Origin of the sequence: Agromyces sp. Soil535, assembly GCF_001428255.1 — a bacterium.
Taxonomy (GTDB): Bacteria; Actinomycetota; Actinomycetes; order Actinomycetales; family Microbacteriaceae; genus Agromyces.
Window position 1 is genome coordinate 220,632 of the sequence record NZ_LMRW01000025.1, and the last position, 19,874, is coordinate 240,505.

Here is a 19,874-nt window from a genome sequence, read left to right on the forward strand (position 1 = left end):
TATGAACTTCGAGCAACTGCGCAGCTTCGTGGAGGTGGCTCGGTTCGGCAACTTCACCCGAGCCGCCGAGGAGTTGTATCTCGCCCAGCCCTCGCTGAGCCGCCAGATCGCCGCGCTCGAGCAGGATCTCGGTGCCGAGCTGGTCCACCGGGCCCGCGGCGGAAGCACCCTGACAATCGCGGGCGAATCGCTGCTGCCGCTCGCGCGCCGCATGCTCGCCGACGCCGACTCGGTGCGCCGCGAGCTGGCCGAACTGGCCGGCCTCGAGCGCGGCCGGGTGCGGCTCGGCGCCACTCCTACCCTGTGCATCAGTCTTGTCGCAGAGGTGCTCAGCGCGTTCCACGCGGAGCATCCGTCCATCGAACTGCACCTGTCGGAACAGGGGTCGCGCCGGCTGCTCGACGAACTCGCCAGCGGCGAGCTCGACCTCGCACTGATCACCACGTCGGATGCCACGACCGCCGAGCGATTCACCGTGGCGCCATTGCTCGTCGAGGAGCTCGTGGTGATCTCGTCGGCCGGCGCGCCGCCGGTCACCACCCGCGCCACCATCGGGCTCGAGGAGGTCGCGGGCCTGCCGCAGATCGTCTTCAGCTCGAGTTACGACCTGCGCAGCGCGACGGATGCCGCCTTCCGCGCGGCGGATCTCACGCCCGATGTCGTGCTCGAAGGGGCGGAGATGGACGCGGTGCTGCGGTTCGTCGAGCGCGGACTCGGCGTCGCGATCGTGCCGGCTATGGTGCTCATCGATCGCCCCGGACTGCGATCGGTCCGACTCGACGGGCCGACGCTCGACCGGACGATCAGCGTCGCCCACCCCGCGGACGTCGCGCCGACCGCTGCGGTCGAGGTCATGCGGCACACGATCACTGCCAGCGCCACGGCCTTCGCGGCACGAGCGGGGGCGACCATGCGACTCGCCGGTGCGAGCGCGTGACACTCGGAGAGCAGCGGCGGGGAGAACCGAGAACCAGCGGCGGGACGGGTCGGCGCCTCGCGGCTTCTCAGCGGACTCAACTTCGCGATGTCGACCAGACTAAGCGCGACGACCTCAAGGACTACACGTTCTCGCTGCTCTACGAGCTGTACGACAACGAGGTGCAGTACACGCAGGACCTCTACGATGGGGTCGGCCTCACCGAGGACGTCAAATAGTTCCTGCACTACAACCGAACAAGGCCCTCATGAACCTCGGCTACGAGCCGATGTTCCCGAAGACCGTCACCGACGTGAACCCGGCGATAATCTCGGCGCTCTCGCCGAACGCGACGAGAACCACGACTTCTTCTCGGGGTCGGGGAGTTCGTACGTGATCGGCAAGGCCGTGAACACCGAGGACGAGGACTGGGACTTCTCGGTCGCTGTGGATCACGCAGGGCGTGAAGGGGCAGCAGTGGTCGCGCGAGTGAGATCTCGCACGAGGTGATCCGACGTGGCATCCTTTGAGCGTTCGCTGACTCGAAGGCCGCAGAGATGAACATCCCCACCCTGATGATGAAGGTCGCCGCGCTGCGGGGGCATCCCGTCCCGATCTCGAAGCAACCTGCGCCGTATGACGCGGGCGACAGCGTGGTGATCCCCGCGGATGCCGCAGGTCAGATCGGTCGGGTCGGAGGAGTGCGCGAGTTCAGGAATCGCGCCTATGCCCGCTACGAGGACGCCGGGAGGGGTGGCGCCCCGCTGGTGCTGCGAATGGACATCCTGGTTCCCGAAGCGCCGGGCCCGCATCCGCTCGTGGTCTTCGTCCCTGGGGGCGGGTTCATCATGTCGGCCAAGGCAGGCGGTCGACGGATGCGACGTGCGCTCGCCGCCCCCGGCTACGTGGTCGCGAGCATCGAGTACCGCACCACTCGCCACGGCGCCACCTACGTGGACGGACTGGCCGACGTACGAGCGGCCGTCCGGTTCCTGCGTACGCGCGCCGATGACTATCACATCGACCCCGCGCGTGTTGCGCTGTGGGGTGAATCCGCCGGCGGCTACCTCGTCGCCCTGGCCGGGGCGACCAACGGCGACCGCCATTTCGATCCGGATGGCGACGCTCAGGTCCAGGCGATCATCGACAAGTTCGGAGGCTCCGACCTGCGTCGACTCGGCGACGGATTCGATCAGGCCACCATCGACGCCGTCTACGCCCCCGGAAACGCCATCGCGCGATACGTGCACGGACCGCAGGCGGTGAGCATCGACGATGATCCCGTAGCCGTCACTGCCGCCGACCCCGCGACGTACGTGAACTCATCGATACCGCCATTCTTGATCCTCCATGGCAGCGACGATCGGATCATCTCGCCGGTGCAGACTGCGTTGCTGCACCGCGCGCTCCTGAGGGCCGGAGTCAGCAGCACCCGGTACCTCGTCACGGGCGCCGGGCATGGGGACTTGGCGGTCAAGGGCGGCGAAGAGAGGTTCTGGACGACGGCGTCGATGATGAAGATCATGACGGACTTCCTCGCTCTGAGCTTCTCCGCCGTCGGCCGGGACGCCCGATGACGGTGGCAAGGCCGTGAACACCGAGGACGAGGACTGGGACTTCTCGAAGCCCTGACCACGGCGGCAATCCTGTCATCGCTGTCAAGGATGCGGTGCGCCCGCGGTTGAGCGCGAATGAGACCGATCTGCCTACATTCCGCTGGAGGAATGCAAGGGCTTTGATGAGGTTATTGCGCCACGCGGAGCTGCTCGGTTCCCGTCGATTACCCCGGCGACGAACGGCTGGACTGACTTGTCATCGCGCGCCCCACCGCGCCGAATGCGAACTGTTCGCCGTCACAATCCGAGCGCCTGAATCGTGTGAGCGATTCCATTGCTGCTTGTCGGGACGCAGCGCATGATCGATTTGTCACCCCCAATCCAACCGATCAGAGGCATCGTCATGAGCATCTTCGCCCCAAGCCCACTCGCCGCCGTCGCGAAGAGACTGGGCAGTTCATGGTGGGCACTGCTGATCGTCGGAATCGCCTGGATCGTGATCGGCTTCGTCGTGCTGCGGTTCGACAACTCGACCGTCTATGTCATCTCGATCGCCTTCGGCATCCTCGTCCTACTGTCCGCGATCGGCGAGATCTTCCGCGGCGTCGCCGAGATCGCGGCGGCGTTCACCGTGCGCCAGGTCGCTCAGGCTGCGGGCCAATAGCTCAATATCTGTCCCCCATCCGGCAACAATGAAAGGAAACATCATGGCACTCTCGGAACACCTCGAAAAGCTCTCCAAGCAAGCGAAGTCGCTCGAGGACTCGGTCGCCTCGTTCAACCAGGACACAGAGCAGGCGATCACCGCGAAGCGCGTGGAGGCCAAGAAATCACTCGATGAGGCGAAGACCAGGTTCGGCGATCAGATGAACGCCGACGCCGACGAGTTCACCGCATCGTGGGCCGAGCTCCAGAAAGAGGTCTCCGACAGCTTCGACTCGTTGCAGAACGACATCGCCAAGAAGCGCGCCGATCGCGCCGCGAAGAAGGCGGAACGTACAGCCGAGTACGCCGAAGGCGATGCGGAGGATGCCGTCGACTGGGCCGTTTACGCACTTCAGGAGGCGGAGTACGCCATTCTCGACGCCGCCTATGCGAGGGACGAAGCCAACCGGCTGCAGAAGGGCTGACACGACGACGGGTGGGCGTGCCAAGCTTTGAGGTATGTCCACCCGTCCATGCCCGCTTTGAGGTTCGTGCCGGCCATGACCGAATCCGGGCATCTGCCCGACCGGCTGCTCCCGACGTTGGCGTCGTCGCTGTTGCGCGCTTCGGCCGACCTGCCCAGGCAACTTGCCGATTCGATCAAACACAACGTGCCCGAGTATCGGCCGCCGTCGCCGGTTACCGACCAGGAGCTGCACGAATCGTGCGTCGCCCACATCGAGTTCGTCTCTGCCCTCGGCCTGCACGATGCCGAACGCGACGAGCGGACGCGAACCATTGGCGGCATGCGGGCTCGAGCGGGTCTGCCGTTGCCGGCCATGCTCGATGCGATCCGGGTGGGCTCGGAGTTCATTTGGAGCGCGATCCTCGAATACGCGCGCTCGTCGGAGGCGGCCGGCGATGCCGAGCTCGTGGCCGTGGCCGGCCAGGTCTGGCGGATGAACGATGCGTTCGTGAGGCTCATGAGCGAGGGGTACCACCACGAAGAGCAGCTCCGCATCATCGACGGGCAACGTGAACGATTCGCCCTCATCGACACGGTGCTCAGTGGAAGAGATCAGCCCAACGTATCGCTCTGGCAGGCGATCGACCGGATCGGCATTCCTCGCGACCGCCCGTTCGTCGTCGTCGCCGTGGACACGCAGGGGGCGGCGCGCCTCTCCACACCGCGTATCGACCAGCTGCTGCTCGAGGAGCATATGGAGTCGGCCTGGCTCCTGCGTGCCGACGTCGAGCTCGGCATCGTCTCCTGCTTTCACGAGCAAGTGCGCTTCGTCCGCAGCGCACTGGAGCACTACCAAGTCCGCGCCGGGATCAGTCCGGTGACCGACGACTTCAGTCACATGCCCCAAGCCGTGAGACTCGCACGAACATCGCTCGCTGCCGCAGCTCGCGGGCAGGTGAACAGCTTCTCGGACTCCGCGATCGACACCGTCGCCGCGGGTGCACCCGATGTGGCGTCCGAGCTCTCCATGATCGTGCTCCATCCCGTCCTCGACCTACCCGAAGTCGAGCGCGACGTCATGCTCGACACGGCGCAGACCTGGTTCGACACAGGCGGCTCAGTCGCCAAGACGGCGCGGGTGATGTTCGTACACCCGAACACCGTCCGCAACCGCTTGCGCCGCCTCGAGGCCCTCACACTGCGAAGCCTCTCCAACCCTCGCCAAGCGGCCGAGATCTATCTCGCCGTCGTCACGCTCGCCCAGCATCGCCTCAATAGATGAGAAGGCGACCGTCGCTCGTCCTGCGATGCCAGCATGTCGATCTTGGTCATGCGGCGCAGGGGCTCAGGACTGGGACTTCTCGCAGAAGGGCGGCTGTTCGCCGACATCTGGTCCTCGAACGGATTCAGGATGTGGCAGGCGCGCGCGCGTGCCCGAAGTACATCAGCTCCCAGATGGCGTCGTCGGAGAACTCCTCGATCTGCTCGCCCGACCGGAACACCGTCACGGTCATCGAGCCGGCGAAGCGCAGGTACGCGCCGTCGAACCGTGCCAGCCTCGCGAAGAGGCGTTTCACGCGCGGCAATCCGTCGACCATGAGGGCCCGCGTGAGGTCGCGCTTCCGGGTGAATGTGACCACCACCTGCTCGTCGCCCTGCTCGTAGAAATAGCGGACGACGGATGCCACGGGCTTGCCGGTGACGTCGTCGGTGTGGACGCCGTCGGTCTCGAACCGCACGAGCGATGCGTCATCCGCCACGATCTCACCATCGCGCGCAAGCATGAAGACCGGGATCGCCTGGTGGCCGAACTTCTCGACGGCCGTGATGTACGACGCGATGACACTGTACGGGCCGGCCTGGCCACGCGCCCAGTACCAGTCGTGGATGATCTTCAGAAGGCTCACGTTGCCCCAGTTGTGGTCGTGATAGCCGACGCCGGTGACCTGCGTCGTGGCGCCGGCGACGGTGTAACTGCCGGTCACCGCGCCCTGCGGCACCGCGGGCAGCCATGCGAAGTCGAGCTCGCGGTTCGCACCGAAGAGGAAATGCCCCGTCGCCGGCCGCCATGGTCGGATCTGGCCTGTGAGCGTCACGTCGACCGACACCTCTTCGGCCGTCGCCGTGATGCGGTAGGTGTGCAGGTCGCCCTCGAATCGGTTGTCGGCGAGCCGCACGTCGGCCCGGTCGGTCGCGGCAGCCCATGATCCGGCTGGCAGGTTCAGCACCTTCTCGAACGACCGTCCGTCGGGCAGGTCGAGGTTGAGCCGCAGCAGCGGCGACAGGGGTTGGTTCGGGTTGACGGCGTCCTTGTTCTGGAACACCACCACGAGCTTGGCTCCGTCATTGAGGTGCGCGTCGAAGTACCACCATTCGTAGGTGCCCGGACGGTTGTCGGTGCGGGCACCGTCCTCCCACCGTGCGATGGTGCCCGGGTCAATCCCGAAGCGTGCATAGTCGGCGGGGCTGTCGGCCACGGATGCCAGTGTCGTGTCGCTGGCCATGGGGACTCCTTCGTGGGGCGCGGATGCTGTGCGATCGGATGTTTTCACTGTGCTCCTCTACGAGCTCTACGACAATGAGGTGCAGTACACGCAGGGACCTCTACGACGGCGTCGGCCTCACGGAAGACGTCAAGGGGTTCCTGCACTACAACGCGAACAAGGCCCTCATGAACCTCGGCTACGAGCCGATGTTCCCGAAGACCGTCACCGACGTGAACCCGGCGATCCTCTCCGCTCTCGCCGAACGCCGACGAGAACCACGACTTCCTCTCGGGGTCGGGCTCGTCGTACGTGATCAGCAAGGCGGTCAACACCGAGATGAGAACTGGGACTTCTGATCCCTGAGCCATTCGGAGATATCCAGGCTTTGTGCGTCGAGTACTCGTATGTCGCTGAAGTGCTGCGGTTCGTGGAGCGTACCCGCGTTCATTCGTGCGAGGAACGCGAGCGAACCGGTACACGCATCAACAGAGCTCCGCGCGCCTCGGTTCGAGATGTATTGATCATCCCGTCAGCCAAGATTCAGCTGGTAACCGCAACCACCGACCGCGCCTTCGAGCTCGCGGCGCCGCACGTCGGTATCCGGATCTGGCGCTCCTGACTCCACCTCCTCAGCCCACCCTTGCCGTGAGGCCGGCACTGTCCAACTGAGGTCGTCTGGTGCCATGGTTGGGAGTACCTGCAGAGGTCGAGTCCGACGCATGGAGGGAGCCGAGCCGTGGCGTGGTGGCATGATGCGGTGATCTACCAGGTATACGTCCGCAGCTTCGCCGATTCGACCGGCGACGGGGTGGGAGATCTCCGTGGGATCATCGCGAAGCTGCCCTACCTCGCGCAGCTCGGGGTCGACGCGGTCTGGCTGAACCCGTTCTACCCGTCGCCGCAGAAGGATGCCGGCTACGACGTCTCGGACTACCGAGACGTGGAGCCGCTGTTCGGGGATCTGTCGGACTTCGACAACCTGATGGGCGCCGCGCACAGGTTGGGGCTCAGGGTGGTCATCGATCTCGTTCCCAACCACACGTCGTCGGAGCATCCGTGGTTCCGCGCTGCTCTCGCAGCCCCACCGAACAGTCGCGAGCGGGCGCGGTACCTGTTCCGGGACGGACGCGGCGAGTCGGGCGAACTCCCGCCCAACGACTGGCAGTCGATCTTCGGCGGATCGGCGTGGACGCGAGTCGGTGATGGCCAGTGGTACCTCCACCTGTTCGCTCCGGAACAGCCCGACCTCGACTGGACCGATCAGGGCGTCGTCGCGGAGTTCGACGACATCCTGAGGTTCTGGCTCGACCGTGGGGTCGACGGGTTCCGGATCGACGTGGCGCACGGGCTGGCGAAGGACCCGGCCCTCGTCGACATGCCCGACCACCTCGATCCCGATATCCCGCCGTGGGTCGCGCAGTCGCGGCATCCGTTCTGGGATCGAGACGAGGTGCACGAGGTGTACCGCCGATGGCGCAGCATCTTGGATTCCTACCCGGGCGATCGGGTGACCGTCGCGGAAGCCTGGGTGTACGACCCGACACGATTCGCCCGGTACCTGCGTCGCGATGAGCTGCATACGGCGTTCAACTTCACGTTCCTGATGGCGCCATGGGATGCGTCGGCGCTGCGAGGAGCGATCGACGACACGCTCGAGGGCCTGCGGGATGTCGGGGCGCCAGCGACGTGGGTGCTCGCGAATCACGACGTGGCGCGGGAGGTCAGTCGGTACGGCGATGGCGCGATCGGGCTGCGTCGCGCGCGGGCGGCGTGCCTGCTCATGTTGTCGCTGCCCGGAAGCGCCTACATCTACCAGGGCGAGGAACTCGGGCTCGAGGAGGTTCGCGACATCCCGCCCGAGCTGCGACAGGATCCGCTCTACTCCCGGAGCGGTGGCGCAGATCCGGGGCGCGACGGATGCCGCGTTCCCATGCCTTGGACAGGCGACGCTCCGCCATTCGGCTTCAGCTCGAGTCCGAGCCCATGGCTGCCACAGCCGCCGACCTGGGCGGCGAAGACCGCCGAGGCGCAGGAGCGGGACCCGGCGTCGATGCTTTCCCTGTATCGCAACGCGCTGCGAATCCGGAGTTCCCGCGAAGACCTGCGGGCCGGTGGGTTGCAGTGGCTCGATACGGATGCCTCGGTGCTGGCGTTCACCCGAGGCACTGGATTCGCGTGCGTGGTGAACACCGGCCCGGAGCCCGTGCCGCTGCCGGCCGGGCTGGCGTCAGCCCGCGTCCGGCTCGCCAGCGACCCCCTCGGGCGCGGTGGGGATCTGCCCGGCGACACCGCGGTCTGGGTCGAGCTTCCCGCGTGAGGACGCCGGCGGCACCGTGAGGACCTGGTGGGCGAAGCCGATCGGTGCGACTCGGAGCGCCGACGCTCGACCGCACGATCAGCCTCGCCCGCCCCGCGGACGTCGCGCCGACCGCGGCGGTCGAGGTCATGCGGCACACGATCACCGCCAGCGCCACCGCGTTCGCGACCAGGGCGGGGGCGACCATGCGGCTCGCTGATGCGAGCCCGTGACGGTCGGGGAGCGGCCGCGGTGAGGTCGGAGCTCATCGGCAACGCGCCCGTACCCCGAACTCGTCGTGGCTCGGGGCGCGAAATGTGCCGTACACAGGTGCCAGACTGCGGGCGTCCGCGTGCCCTACTGTCATCACCATGGCCACGACCGCGACTGCCTATCTCACGGGCTTCGGCCGCTACCTTCCGGGAGAGCCGGTCGACAACGAGGGGATCGCGGCGCGGCTCGGCGGGAACGATCCGGTCACCGAGCGCATCCGCCGCCGTGTCCTCGAGGCCAACGGCATCCGGCAGCGGCACTACGCACTCGACGAGCACGGCGAGCCGACCGAGCTCAACGAGGAGCTCGCGGTCAAGGCTGTTCGCGCGGCGCTCGACGATCGCGGAGTCGGCGCGGATGAGGTGCGGATGCTGGCCTGCGCGACGACGATGGGCGACGTGCTCGTGCCGGGTTTCGCGTCGATGGTGCACGGTCGCCTCGGCGGCGGACCGATGCAACTGCTGTCCGCATCGGGCGTGTGCGCATCCGGCCTGGCCGCCCTCGATGCGGCGGTGAGCAAGATCAGGCTCGGCGACCATCCGCGCGCCGTGGTCGTCGGTTCGGAACTGGCGAGCCGCAGCCTCCGGCAGCGCCGTTTCGACGGCATCCGCGCCGGCATGGACTCCCACTTCCTCCGCTGGATGCTGTCCGACGGCGCCGGTGCCGTCGTCGTCGAGTTCCAGCCGCACCCCAGCCGGCCGTCGCTGCGGGTCGACTGGGTGCGACATGTCTCCCTCGCCCACGAGCACGACGTGTGCATGCGTGCCGGCATGGACGGCATCGAGCCGAGCGTGGGTCGCACCTGGCAGGATGCGGGCATCGCCGACGCCGAGGCGGCGGGCATGTTCGTGCTGCGGCAGGATGTCAGCGTGCTCGACGAGCTCGCCGAGGCAGGGCTTCGGCAGTTCGAGGAACTCGTCGATATCGGGCTCGTCGACGTCATGCACCTCGACCACGTCGTCTGCCACTACAGCACGAACGTATTCCGCGACCTGGCGTTCGACGGCCTCCGCCGCCGCATCCCGACCCTCGACACCGACCGGTGGTTCTCGAACCTCGAGACCCGCGGCAACACCGGCGCGGCCAGCATCTTCATCGCCCTCGAGGAGGCGTGGAGCTCGGGCCGTTTCGCCCCCGGCGAGACGGTGTTGCTCGCGGTCCCCGAGTCGGGACGATTCTCGTTCGCCTTCGCCCACCTCACCGTGGTCGCCCCACCGAATCAGCAAGGAGCACACACATGACGACCGACACCATGACCGCCGCGGAGGTGCCGCCCGCAGGCGCCGAGACGCTCGCCGACCGGCTCGCGGACGTGTGGATCGAACTCGAGGAGCGCCTCGACGACGTACCCGTGCTGCGCAGGCTCGCCGACGGCACCGTGACCATCGACGACTACCGGCGGCTGCTCTTCAACCTCCGCCAGCAGGTCGTCGACGGATCGCCGTGGATCTCGCGCGCGGCATCCAGCTTCGACATCGACCACTTCGAGCTGCGGTCGGCGGCCATCCGCCACGCCGAGGAGGAGCACCGCGACTACCTCATGATCGAACGCGACTACGTCGCGATCGGGGGCTCGCTCGTCGAACTGCGCAGCGGCCGCAAGAACCTCGGCTCCGAAGCCCTCTCCGGGTACATGTTCCACTACGCCGACCAGCCGAACCCGGTGGGCCTGCTCGGTGCGATGTTCATCATCGAAGGTCTCGGAGCGAAGCGCGCCGCCGGATGGGCCGAGCGGTTCCAGGAGGTGCTCGGGCTCGCCGACAACCAGGTGCACTTCATGCAGTACCACCAGGAGGCGGACGGCGAGCACACCGGCAACCTCGAGGCGATCCTGACCTCGGGGATCATCGACGACGCGGCCGCCGATCAGATCGTCCGCTGCGCGCAGGTCGTGGCCCGGCTCTACGCGCTGCAGCTCGAAGAACTGGACCGCTGAGGTGGCGGAGTTCGTCCGTTCCGACCCGAGCATGTGGGAGGCGGTCTACGCCGACCCGTCCGTGCCGCTCGACCGCGCCCTGGTGCGGCAGATCATCAATGACCAGCGGCGCCTGTCGCGGCGCTGGCTCTACCCGATCGTGCGCGTGATCTCCCGCATCCTGGTCGCGCTCATCTCGATCGTGAAGCGCGTGCTGCCGTTCCGGTGGATGCCGCTCCGAACCATGGACGTGCTGTGCGTGTGGTTCCTGCGACGGTTCGTCTCGCCCGACGCCGTCGACCTGCTCATCCGGCACTTCGTCGTCGAGACGAACCTCGTCAACTTCATCATCCGGAACACGCCGGTCGATATGGAGCCCGTGACGCTGCGACCCGAAGCCCTCACCGGGCTCGGCGACCATGCCGTGGTCGAGCACGACGTCAACGTCTACGACGTACTCATCGCCCTCGACACGGTGCCGCTCACCAGACCCGACAGGCTCGACTTCACGCAGCTCGACATCCCGCCCCTCGACGCCGAGCGACAGCGCCGTCGGTTCTTCCGCCTCGACATCCAGACTGCCCTGTGCTTCATGAACATCCCGTTCTCGATGGCGCTCACGGTCGAGGAGTACCGCCGTGCGGTGCACTCCATCCGGTTCGACGACTCGTTCCTCGAGATCCTCGCGATCGTCTGCGACGACGACACCTTCCGGCACTGGAAGGTGGGCGGACTGAGCCTCTGGATGGACTCCAACGTGGATGTGCCGCAAATGGTCTACCGTCACGCGCTCGTGTGCGAGTACGCCCACGCCCGCCTCGTGAAGCTGGCCCGCGGAGCCTATCCGCGCCAGACCAGCGTCGAATTCGACTGACGGGTTCGTTCGTCGCGGTCACTCGCGACCCAGCCCGGCGATGGGCGTCATCCGCCCCTCGCTCGTCAGCGCGGTGACGCAGAATCGAATGGTGATGTCGCCGGCCGCCGAGTTCATCGACCATACGCTCCAGGTTGAGGGCTCCGGGGCGCGGGCAGCGTCGGACGCGGACCGGATCGGCGGAGGGCTGGGCTTCTACGGCGCCTCGATCGGGGCGGTGCGCGGCACGGTCCGAGACGCGCAGCGGCGGTATCCCGGGATGACGCACGACGAGGTCACGACGCTCGCATCGGAGTTGTGGTCGGAGCCGGTGTACGAGCGCAGGCTCGCCGCGATCGTCCTCCTCCAGCGCCACGTGACGATGCTGCGCGGCAATGACCTCACCCGGGTCGAGCAGTTCCTCCGCGACGCGCGCGTGCCCGAACTCGTTGACCCGCTCGCTGCAGACGTCGTCCGTCCCCTCCTGGTGCGACTGGAGGGCGACGAGGCGACGCGAGGACGACGGATCATCGATCGGTGGGCGGCCGAGGCGGATCCGAACCTGCGCCGGGCTGCCTCATTCCTGTGAACGTCGATGAACGGGAGACTGCGCTGGTGAAGGGGATCGGGCTGGCGCGCATCGCAGGCCGCACCGGGCGTCAACGCACTCAGGCGTCGTCACGCGCGGACCAGCAGGTTAGACCCCAGACGCGACGCGCCGGCGTCACGTACCGGAAGCGGCTGCGCGGGCGGCCGCCGCGGCTCGCTCCACCCACTTCGGCGTCTCGCCGTAGCGCTGGAAGGACACGAGCCGACCCGCCGCGCTGGCTTCGATGAGCTGGGCGAGCCGTCGTTCACGCGTGGACTCCTGCTTGGCGGAGAGCACCCAGTAGATGACCTGGCGGCGGTAGGCCGCGGTTGCGGCGTCCCAGAATGCGGATGCCGCGGCATCCGCTGCCAACCGGGCAGCTGCCTCGGGCGGCAGCTCGCTGTCGGGATTCTCGTGGGAGTACACGCCCGACCGGTCTTCGCGCCGTCGCTCGAAGGCGGTGATGCCGGCGGGGTGCATGCGCCCCTCGGCGGTGAGTTTCTCGACGAGCGCGATGTTCACGCTCGACCAGATGCTCGAGGGCTTGCGCGGGGTCCAACGCTGACGGCGCGCATCCTCGTCGATGCGCTGGGACACCGAGTCGATCCATCCGAAGCACAGCGCTTCGGGCACGGCCTGCTCCCAGGTCAGCCCACGGTCGGGCACGTGCCTCTTGAACAGGCCCATCCACAGTTCGGTTTCGGTGGCGTGGTTCGCCTCGAGCCAGGCGCGGAACTCCTCGGGCGCGGAGAAGAAGATGGCGGGCCGCTCGGATGTGCCACCCGGAGTGCCGATCCTCGTCGTCATGACACGAGTCTGCCAGCAGCCACCGTCCGAGCGACGTTATGCCTGACTCTCGACGGACTCGATGCAGACCTGGCCGCCGGGCGTAATGTTGACTCGGTCGAGGCAACGAAGGAGGCGTCATGTCGGATGCCGAGCTCTCCTACTTGCGGGAACGAGCCGCCCGCGGCGACGAGGACGCAGCCGCGCAGCTCGTGGAGTTGGCCGGTGAGCGGGAAGACGCGTACGAACTGCGGCTGCTTGCCGAGAACGGCAGCACGGACGCGATGGACCAGCGTGTGCAGCTCGTGACCGAAACGGGGGACGTCGACGAGCTCCGACGACTCGAGGCGGGTGGCAATCGAGATGCAGCCGAGGTGCTGGATGACCTCTACGAGGAGGATCCGACCGACGACGGCACCTGAGCCCCGACCGGCGATCTCGGTGGTGCGGCTGCCACTCCCGATGCCGGGATCACGCGGACCGAAGTCCCCGCTCCCGTTCGTCGTTGAGCGAGTAGTCTGATTGGGCGGGTCGGCGACGCGGATCTCGGACGAGAGGGCAACGGTCGACCCGGCGGGCAACCTCTGAACCAACGCCCGAACGGAGCGGCTCACCGATGTCTTGGGATGACGATTCCTACGCCGACGAGTTCGGCGAGCGTCGCCCAGCCCGAGCGAAAGCGCCTGCCACAAGGTGGCAGGTCGCACGGCGTATTGCCGGATATGCGGGCCTCGTGGCCGGGGTCGTCGCATTGGCGGCGGGAGCGGTCTTCGCGGTGAACGCCGTGGGGCTCGCGGCCAAGCCCGCCGGATTCGGGGCGCCGCCGTTGACGGGACCCAGCGTGGCGCTGCCGCCGTTGGTCTCGCAGTCCGAGGATGTCGACGGGGCGGGCGAAGCACTCGAGACGCCGCAGGACGCGACGCAGGTGGAGGAGCCGGCGGCGGTGTCGGGCTCGGGAGTTTCACCGATGTCCCAGATCGATCCCGAGTGGATGTCGCGGATTACTGCGGCCACGGGAATTCCGGCACGCGCGCTCGCCGCGTATGCGTTCGCGCACATCTCGATCGCCGAGGAGCAGCCGGAGTGCGGCGTCGGCTGGACCACGATCGCCGCGATCGGTGCGATCGAGTCGGGTCATGGCAGTCATGCCGATGCAGTGCTCGATGAGAACGGGTATGCCCATCCGGCGATCATCGGCCGGGCGCTCGACGGCGAAGGCGTGGCCAAGATCGAGGACACCGACGGCGGGGTCTTCGACGGTGACGCCACGTGGGACCGGGCGGTCGGGCCGATGCAGTTCATCCCCTCGACCTGGGCCAAGTGGGGGAGCGATGCGAACGGCGACGATGTCGCGGACCCCAACCAGATCGACGACGCCGCTCGGGCCGCCGCACGGTACCTGTGCGCGTCCGGGCCGATGACCAGCCCGGAAGGTTGGCGGGCCGCGGTGTTCTCCTACAACCACGACAACGATTACGTCGACAAGGTCGCGACAGTCGCGAACGAGTACGCGGCAGCAGCCGGGTAGGGCGCTGCAGGCAGGAGCTGTCCGAGCCTCGTCGGCGTCGGCGTCTGCGTCTGCGTCGGCGTCTGCGTGTGCGCGCTCGTGTGACCGAGCCGATGCACGGCGATGATCGTAGCGTGTTGCCAGCGATTCTGTTAACGAAATTGCTTGTGAAAATGTCAACAATCTCAGTAGGGTGCGAGACAGGCTCGGCGTTCCCGGCCGGGCGTGTTCCCCAATGGAGAGGAAGAACATGGCAGGCAATGAAGCCCGATGTGATTCGGGAGTACAGAGCCCTCCATCCGCTCATCGAGCGGCACGCGCAGTCGGTCGGGTCGCGACCGCGATCGGCGCGGCAGTGCTCATGGTCATGCTCAGCGCTTCGCCGATGGCCAGCGCCGAGGCATCCGGAAGCCGATCGGCGCCCGACGTGGAGGACGCGGAGCTCGCCTTCGACGACACCGCATACACCACGATCAACGTGACCGTCGACGGCGTGCCGACACCGGTGCGCTGGTACAAGGAGGTCTGCTACGTGGCGGACCCGATCCTGATGGCGAGTACGCAGGGCGCGAACACCATCGCCAACCCCGCCTGCGGCTACCAGAGCATGAACGTGTTCGTACCTGAGGGGGCCGTCGACGACCAGGACACGGCGATCTACTACGCCGTCAACAACGGCGGATGGTTCGCGAGCTACATCCGCGCGTCGGTGAGGGACGGCGCCTCCTACGACAGCGCGACGAGCAACGTGGGAGCGGCACTGAAGGCCGGCTTCGTCTTCATCGACGTGGCCTCTCGCTCGCGCGGCGTCGTGGCCGCCGACGGCACGTATGCGGGCAAGGCTCCCGCGCCCGTCGTCGACGCCAAGGCGGCAGTGCGGTACCTGCGACTCAACGACGACGTGATGCCCGGGAGCGCCGGGCGGATCGTGATCAACGGCACGAGCGGCGGCGGCGCGCTCGTCTCCATCCTCGGCGCATCGGGCAACAGCACCGATTACGAGCCGTACCTGGCCGAGATCGGCGCGGCCGGCATCTCGTCGAAGGGCAAGAGCACGATCGGCGACGATGTGTTCGCGGTCAACGCCTACTGCCCGATCACCGATCTCGGCAACGCCGACATCGCCTACGAGTGGCTGTACACCACGCTCGGCACGCGGGCGGCGGTCGGTTCGACGGCCGAATCCGCGACGAGTGCTGCGCTCGCGGCGCAGTACCCGGCCTACGAGCAGAGCCTCCACCTCAAGTCCGCAGCAGGGGGGCCGCTCACCGCGGAGAACATGCTCGACGAAATAGAGGCCGAGGTGATCCACTCAGCGGTCACGTACATGGGGGCCGACCCGGCGAACGTCATCCCCGACCTGGGTGAGCAGATCGTCTACACGAGCCCGGGCTCGCCCGGGTCGCCGCCGAAGTCGGGCACCTACACCAACGACTGGATCGACGTCGACAACGACGCGAACACGGTGGTGTCGGTGGACATGGAGCGCTACCTGACCTTCGTCGGGACCCAGGCGACGCTGAAGCCGGCACCGGCGTTCGACCAGACCGGGGTGAACAACCTCACCGCCGGGGAGTCGAACCTGTTCGGCACCTCGACGCAGGTGTACTCGAACTTCACCGAGTACGCCTGGGAGCACAACATCATCGCGGGCGACGGGATCGGCCTCGATGACACCGGGCTCACGTGGGTGCAGCTGACGAAGGACCCGGACACGACCGTGGACGAGCAGGTCGACCTCATCGATCCGATGCAGTACATCGGCACGCAGGCCGACACGGCTCCGTACTGGTACGTGCGGCACGGCACGCGCGACCGGGACACGGCGTTCACCATCTCGCTGAACCTCGACCGGGCGCTCGAGGCCGACCAAGACGTGCGCGACGTGAACTACCGCCTCGCCTGGGATCGGCCGCACTCCGGCAACTACGACGTGCCCGAGGCCATGCAGTGGATCGCCGACGCGCTCGCCACGGCCGACGCGGGCTGACGCCAGGCGACTGATGCGGCGAGAAGCCCCCTCCGCCTCGTGGCGGAGGGGGCTTCGTCCTGCGCGGGGATACCGATCGACGGGGGGCGCAGGCAGACGTCGATCTGCGCCGCACACGAGAACACCTCCGGGCGTGACTCGCCCGGAGGTGCTCAGGTGTCGCAGGCTGTCAGCGACCGGACCCGATGTCCGCCATCGCGCCCGTCATCGTCTTCGCGCGCTGGATCTCCTCCCAGATGCGGGTCCGCAGCACACCGAAGCGTTCGGCCGACCGCGTGGTGATCTGGTCGCGCTCGGCGGGGAGATCGATCGTCACATCGTCGAGCACGACCGTCGGCGAACTGGTGAGCACGATGACACGCTCGGCGAGGTACACCGACTCGTCGATGTCATGGGTGACGAAGAGGATCGTGACGCCGAGGGTCTTCCAGATCCGGCGGATGAGGTCCTCGAGGTCCGCGCGCGTCTGCGCGTCGACCGCGGCGAACGGCTCGTCCATGAGCAGCACCTGTGGCCGATAGGCCACGGCTCGAGCGATCGCCACCCGCTGCTGCATCCCGCCCGACAGCTGCCAGGGGTACTTGGATGCCGCGTGCGAGAGCCCGACGGCCTCGAGCGCCTCGGCGACGCGTTGCCGACGTTCGGCCTTGGGCACCCTGGCGGTCTTGAGCGGCAGTTCGACGTTGGCCTCGACGCTCATCCAGGGGAAGAGGCTGCGCCCGTACTCCTGGAAGACGACCGCCATCGTCTTGGGCGGGCCGACGATGGCCGTGCCCTGGAGCTCCAGCCGGCCGCTGGTCGGCGGCAGGAGCCCCGCGATGCACTTCAGGAGCGTGGTCTTGCCGGCTCCCGAGGGGCCGACGATGCAGACGAGCTGTCCGGTCGGCACCGTGAAGGTCAGGTTGCGCACCGCCTCCACGTCGTCGCCGGTGGGCGAGGAGTAGACCTTCCGCAGCCCGTCGACGACGAGGATCGGCGCCGCGTCGGCGCGCGAGGGTTCTTCAGGATTCACGCTGGACCTCCCTGAGTCCGTGGTACCAGCGCAGGATGCGCCGTTCGATGAGTCGGAAGACGGCGCTCAGCCCCAGGCCGATGAGGCCGAGCAGCAGGATGCCGCTCCACATCTCGGGCACGGCGAAGCTGCGCTGGAACTGCACGATGGTGAAGCCGAGGCCCGACGACGAGGCGAACATCTCGGAGATGACCATGAGGATCAGGCCGATCGACAGGGACTGCCGGACCCCTGTGAGGATCTGCGGGGCCGCCGCCGGCAGCACGAGGTAGCGCAGGCGGAAGCGACCGCCGATCTGGTAGCTGCGACTCGTCTCGCGCATGACCTCGTCGGTGGCGCGGACGCCCTCCACGGTGTTGAGCAGGATGGGCCAGATCGCGCCCGAGATGATCACCACGACCTTCATCTGGTCGTTCACCCCGATGATGAGCATGAGCAGCGGGACGAGCACGGGCGGCGGGATGGCGCGGAAGAACTCGAGCAACGGCTCGAGGATCTGGCGGATGGCGCGGAAGGATCCGATGGCCACGCCGATGACGACGCCGAGCACGATCGCCCAGAAGAGCCCGGTGAAGAGGCGCCCGAGGCTCGGCAGGACGTCCTCCCAAAAGCGCGGTCCGATCCACGTCTCGACGAACGTCTCGATCAGCTGTCCGGGAGTCGGGACGAAGAAGGAGGTGCCGCCGACGGTCGCCGCCCACCACAGGGTGACGAGGATCAGCGGGAGCCCGATGAGGTAGGCGAACGACTTCAGCGCGCTCATGCTTCGAGCTCCGATCGCACCGAGGTGTGCCAGGCGAGGGCTCGACGCTCGACGAGGCGCGCGAGCAGGTTGATGGCGACGCCGATGAGGCCCGTCGCGACCACCAGCGCGTACATCTCCACGACCGCTCCGCCCGACTGCGCGAGGGCGATCTGCTTGCCGAGGCCGGGCGTGCCGATGATGAGCTCCGACGTGATGGCGAGGATCAGGGCCACGGTGGCGGCGAGCCGGACACCGGTCATGAGGTAGGGGAGGGTCGTCGGCCAGACGACGTGTCGGATGCGGCTGAGCCGCCGCAGCCCATAGCTGCGCGCGGTGGCGTCCGCCACCGGGTCGACGTCCTGCGTGCCGTAGATCACCTGCAGGAGCACCTGCCAGAACGCGGCGTAGACGATGAGGAGCAGGCTCGACTGGATCTTCGTGCCGAAGAGCAGCACCGCGAGCGGGATGAGCGCGACCGAGGGGATCGGCCGCAGGAACTCGATGGTCGAGCGGGTCGCCCGCTCGAGGAAGCGGCTCGAGCCGATCAGGAATCCGAGGACCGACCCGGCGACGACCGCGATCGCGAGGCCGATGGCCCAACTCGTCATCGTGGCGGACACGCTGCGCCAGAACGCGAGGTCGAGGAGATCTCGTCCGAGCTGTACGAGCACCTCGCTGGCCGGAGGGAGGAAGCGGGGGTCGACGAGCCCCAGCCGGCACACCGCCTCCCAGAGCAGGAGGAATCCGATGATGCCGGCCGTGCCGAGCAGCGCGGCGCGGCGCGCGCCGGGACGGCGTGCATGACGCCGTCCCGGCACGGCCGCGGCCGCGGTGGTCTGCTGCGAGGTGGTGAGGGTCACTGGAGCAGGGAATCCAGGTCGGGCTCCTGGGTAAGCACGCCGTAGGACTGCGCCGCCTCGGCGAGCTTCTGCAGCGCGTCCTCGTCGATCGCGGTCGGCCAGGTCGGGAGAACGATCTTCGCGAGCGTCTCGGGCGGGGTCTTCGTGTAGGTCGCGATGATGTCGCGCACGGCGTCGGGGTTCTCCTGTGCGTACTCGAGGGACTGCTGCATCGCCGTCTGGAACTTCTCGACGACCTCGGGATCACCCTCGACGTAGTCGCTGGTCGCGAAGTAGGCGGCGATGTCGAGCTTCGGGTCGAAGTCCGCGTAGGCGTAGGAGATCACGCGGTCGCCCGCCTCGAGCGCCGATGTGACGAAGGGCTCGACCACGAATGCCGCGTCGACCTGGCTGTTCTCGACCGCGGCGATCGCGTCAGGGAACGGGACCTCGACGAACGAGATGGTCGACGAGTCGGCGCCCGCGTCGTCGACGAGCGTGCGCACGATCGTGTCGTTGATGTTGCCGAGGCTGTTGCTCGACACGGTCTTGCCTGCGAGGTCGGCGGGCGACTGGATGGGCGAGTCGGCCTTGACGATGATCGCGCCGAAGTCGGCGTCGGAGTCTCCCGTCGTGGCGACCGCTGGGCTGACCGTCTCGAGGCCGAGGCCCTTCTCGTTCGCCACCATCAGCGAGAGCACGTTGCTGAAGCCGAACTGGTAGTCGCCGGCGACGACGGCCGGGACGATGGCGGCGCCGCCGGTGGCGGTCTCGATGGTGAGGTCGAGGCCGGCGCCCTCGAAGAACCCCTGCGCGTCGCCGAGGTAGAGCGGCGCGGTGTCGGCGATGGGAATGACGCCGACGGTGACGGGGGTGAGCTCGGCGGCGCCCTCGCTCGCCGCGGGGCTCTCGGCGCCCGCTTCGGAGTCGGTGCATCCGGAAAGGGCCAGCAGGGCCACCGCGGCGACCCCGATCATGCTGATGCGATTCATGTCACTCC

The 19,874-nt window shown here is 67.6% G+C and carries 20 protein-coding genes and 2 pseudogenes; 16 read left to right on the plus strand and 6 right to left on the minus strand.

The features are described from left to right. Position 1: 1 nt before the first annotated feature. The 6 genes and pseudogenes from ASG80_RS18140 to ASG80_RS18165 all read left to right on the plus strand — a co-directional run bounded on the left by ASG80_RS18140 (position 2) and on the right by ASG80_RS18165 (position 4,865). Positions 2 to 937, plus strand: coding sequence for a LysR family transcriptional regulator (locus ASG80_RS18140; RefSeq protein ID WP_056733281.1), 936 nt, complete (start codon positions 2 to 4; stop codon positions 935 to 937). Positions 938 to 1,041: 104 nt separating this feature from the next. Then, a pseudogene (locus ASG80_RS23130) lies at positions 1,042 to 1,354 on the plus strand (ribonucleotide-diphosphate reductase subunit beta); the annotation flags it as partial. A 119-nt stretch (positions 1,355 to 1,473) separates the two neighbouring features. After that, on the plus strand, positions 1,474 to 2,493 hold the full coding sequence (locus ASG80_RS18150; RefSeq protein WP_056733286.1) for an alpha/beta hydrolase: 1,020 nt from the start codon (positions 1,474 to 1,476) through the stop codon (positions 2,491 to 2,493). Between the two features lie 382 nt (positions 2,494 to 2,875). After that, entirely contained in the window at positions 2,876 to 3,136 is a 261-nt protein-coding gene (locus ASG80_RS18155; protein ID WP_056733288.1) for a hypothetical protein, read from the plus strand. Positions 3,137 to 3,164: 28 nt separating this feature from the next. Next, positions 3,165 to 3,602: a hypothetical protein gene (locus tag ASG80_RS18160; protein ID WP_156401938.1), complete on the plus strand. Its 438-nt coding sequence runs from the start codon at positions 3,165 to 3,167 to the stop codon at positions 3,600 to 3,602. Between the two features lie 75 nt (positions 3,603 to 3,677). Beyond that, positions 3,678 to 4,865 carry a CdaR family transcriptional regulator gene (locus ASG80_RS18165; RefSeq protein ID WP_056733292.1) on the plus strand — a complete coding sequence of 396 codons (1,188 nt, stop codon included), beginning with the start codon at positions 3,678 to 3,680 and terminating at the stop codon, positions 4,863 to 4,865. Between the two features lie 124 nt (positions 4,866 to 4,989). Here the strand turns inward: ASG80_RS18165 and ASG80_RS18170 are convergent, their stop codons facing one another. Further along, entirely contained in the window at positions 4,990 to 6,087 is a 1,098-nt protein-coding gene (locus ASG80_RS18170) for a lipocalin-like domain-containing protein (RefSeq protein WP_056733294.1), read from the minus strand. A gap of 52 nt (positions 6,088 to 6,139) precedes the next feature. On the opposite strand from ASG80_RS18170, the pseudogene ASG80_RS18175 reads away from it, so the two are divergent. The 7 genes and pseudogenes from ASG80_RS18175 to ASG80_RS18200 form a co-directional block, all read left to right on the plus strand. Next, positions 6,140 to 6,425 (plus strand): annotated as a pseudogene (locus tag ASG80_RS18175) (ribonucleotide-diphosphate reductase subunit beta); the annotation flags it as partial. 380 nt (positions 6,426 to 6,805) lie between these two features. Continuing rightward, positions 6,806 to 8,386, plus strand: a complete 1,581-nt coding sequence (locus ASG80_RS18180) for an alpha-amylase family glycosyl hydrolase (protein WP_235508386.1) — start codon at positions 6,806 to 6,808, stop codon at positions 8,384 to 8,386. Positions 8,387 to 8,430: 44 nt separating this feature from the next. Then, positions 8,431 to 8,598 carry a hypothetical protein gene (locus ASG80_RS23720; RefSeq protein WP_156401939.1) on the plus strand — a complete coding sequence of 56 codons (168 nt, stop codon included), beginning with the start codon at positions 8,431 to 8,433 and terminating at the stop codon, positions 8,596 to 8,598. Positions 8,599 to 8,736: 138 nt separating this feature from the next. After that, positions 8,737 to 9,879, plus strand: coding sequence for a 3-oxoacyl-[acyl-carrier-protein] synthase III C-terminal domain-containing protein (locus ASG80_RS18185; RefSeq protein WP_056733301.1), 1,143 nt, complete (start codon positions 8,737 to 8,739; stop codon positions 9,877 to 9,879). Continuing rightward, positions 9,876 to 10,574 carry an iron-containing redox enzyme family protein gene (locus tag ASG80_RS18190; protein ID WP_056733303.1) on the plus strand — a complete coding sequence of 233 codons (699 nt, stop codon included), beginning with the start codon at positions 9,876 to 9,878 and terminating at the stop codon, positions 10,572 to 10,574. Before ASG80_RS18185 ends, ASG80_RS18190 begins: the two co-directional genes overlap by 4 nt. A gap of 1 nt (position 10,575) precedes the next feature. Beyond that, positions 10,576 to 11,427 (plus strand): hypothetical protein, encoded by an 852-nt coding sequence (locus tag ASG80_RS18195; RefSeq protein ID WP_056733305.1) that lies wholly within the window; start codon positions 10,576 to 10,578, stop codon positions 11,425 to 11,427. A 40-nt stretch (positions 11,428 to 11,467) separates the two neighbouring features. Then, on the plus strand, positions 11,468 to 11,995 hold the full coding sequence (locus ASG80_RS18200) for a DNA alkylation repair protein (RefSeq protein WP_235508387.1): 528 nt from the start codon (positions 11,468 to 11,470) through the stop codon (positions 11,993 to 11,995). Positions 11,996 to 12,130: 135 nt separating this feature from the next. Here ASG80_RS18200 and ASG80_RS18205 read toward each other — a convergent pair whose 3' ends face one another. Then, positions 12,131 to 12,802, minus strand: coding sequence for a YdeI family protein (locus ASG80_RS18205; protein WP_056733308.1), 672 nt, complete (start codon positions 12,800 to 12,802; stop codon positions 12,131 to 12,133). Positions 12,803 to 12,921: 119 nt separating this feature from the next. Here ASG80_RS18205 and ASG80_RS18210 point away from each other — a divergent pair, with 119 nt between their 5' ends. The 3 genes from ASG80_RS18210 (at position 12,922) to ASG80_RS18220 (ending at position 16,278) form a co-directional block, all read left to right on the plus strand. Continuing rightward, on the plus strand, positions 12,922 to 13,203 hold the full coding sequence (locus ASG80_RS18210) for a hypothetical protein (RefSeq protein ID WP_056733310.1): 282 nt from the start codon (positions 12,922 to 12,924) through the stop codon (positions 13,201 to 13,203). Positions 13,204 to 13,397: 194 nt separating this feature from the next. Then, positions 13,398 to 14,309, plus strand: coding sequence for a lytic transglycosylase domain-containing protein (locus ASG80_RS18215; protein WP_082590624.1), 912 nt, complete (start codon positions 13,398 to 13,400; stop codon positions 14,307 to 14,309). A 340-nt stretch (positions 14,310 to 14,649) separates the two neighbouring features. After that, positions 14,650 to 16,278, plus strand: a complete 1,629-nt coding sequence (locus tag ASG80_RS18220) for a subtype B tannase (protein WP_056733312.1) — start codon at positions 14,650 to 14,652, stop codon at positions 16,276 to 16,278. Between the two features lie 169 nt (positions 16,279 to 16,447). Here ASG80_RS18220 and ASG80_RS18225 read toward each other — a convergent pair whose 3' ends face one another. From ASG80_RS18225 to ASG80_RS18240, 4 genes are read right to left on the minus strand one after another with little or no spacing between them, the layout of a single operon-like run. Then, entirely contained in the window at positions 16,448 to 17,290 is an 843-nt protein-coding gene (locus ASG80_RS18225) for an ABC transporter ATP-binding protein (protein WP_056733313.1), read from the minus strand. Then, the gene (locus ASG80_RS18230; protein WP_056733315.1) at positions 17,280 to 18,053 is read right to left on the minus strand and encodes an ABC transporter permease; all 774 of its coding nucleotides are present in this window, start codon (positions 18,051 to 18,053) and stop codon (positions 17,280 to 17,282) included. The genes ASG80_RS18225 and ASG80_RS18230 overlap by 11 nt, the downstream gene beginning before the upstream one ends. After that, a complete protein-coding gene (locus ASG80_RS18235) occupies positions 18,050 to 18,895 on the minus strand; it encodes an ABC transporter permease (protein ID WP_369816281.1) in 846 nt (281 codons plus the stop codon). Before ASG80_RS18235 ends, ASG80_RS18230 begins: the two co-directional genes overlap by 4 nt. Then, complete coding sequence (locus tag ASG80_RS18240) at positions 18,892 to 19,866, minus strand: ABC transporter substrate-binding protein (protein WP_056733317.1); 975 nt, start codon at positions 19,864 to 19,866, stop codon at positions 18,892 to 18,894. The genes ASG80_RS18235 and ASG80_RS18240 overlap by 4 nt, the downstream gene beginning before the upstream one ends. Positions 19,867 to 19,874: the final 8 nt, after the last annotated feature.